1 protein-coding gene is annotated in these 891 nt (G+C 65.1%); it reads left to right on the top strand.

The features are described from left to right. The coding region (locus LO50_RS21990; protein ID WP_044316368.1) for a recombinase family protein at positions 1-851 on the top strand (851 nt) is incomplete at its 5' end. Between the last annotated feature and the right edge of the window lie 40 nt (positions 852-891).

Raw genomic sequence — 891 nt, forward strand, 5'->3', positions numbered from 1 at the left:
GCGAACGCATCTACCAAGACATCGCCAGCGGCGCGAAAAGCGCCCGGCCGGAGTTGGACAAACTGCTGGCCAACGTGCGGCCGGGTGATGCCGTGGTGATCTGGAAGCTGGATCGCCTTGGGCGTTCCCTCAAGCACCTGGTCGAGTTGGTCGGCGAGCTGGCAGAGCGCAAGGTCGGCTTACAGAGCCTGAATGACCCCATCGACACCACCCACGCCCAAGGCCGCCTGGTGTTCAACCTGTTCGCCTCGCTGGCGGAGTTCGAGCGCGAGCTGATCCGCGAGCGGACTCAGGCGGGTCTGTCGGCCGCACGGGCGCGTGGCCGGATCGGTGGCCGTCCCAAGGGCCTGCCAGCCAAGGCTGAGGCCACCGCCATGGCGGCCGAAACCCTCTACCGCGAAGGTCGCCTGAGCGTCAGCGCGATCGGCGAGAAGCTGCACATCTCCAAGAGCACGCTGTACAGCTACCTGCGCCACCGTGGTGTCGAGATCGGCGCGTACCAGAAGAGCGCCAGGTCACGCGACCAGCAGCCTTCGGCCGCGTCGCCGGCAGAGCCGCCCGCCGCCGAGCGGGTGGCCACCGTCACCCTGCGCCTCGCGGTGGTGAATAACAGCAAGTTCGTGCGCGGCCGGAAGCGGGCCACGGAGAACATTGAGCGCTACTGCCTGGAGCCCTATGGCATGAAGCGGCTGGATGCCGGCCACTATGAGTTGACCATTCCGTATCGGAGCGACGATGAGCTGGACAAGAGCGTGCATGACCTGCTGACCGAGATCAGCCAGGAGGCCGACATGCGCAACTGTTTTGTCGAGATGGGCGCCTGGGAAGAAGACACCGAAAAGCGTTGGTAGGGCTTACGTTGGTTTTTGGTTCCATTGCTCCCCAAACCCC

Origin of the sequence: Stutzerimonas stutzeri, assembly GCF_000935215.1 — a bacterium.
Classification (GTDB): Bacteria; Pseudomonadota; Gammaproteobacteria; order Pseudomonadales; family Pseudomonadaceae; genus Stutzerimonas.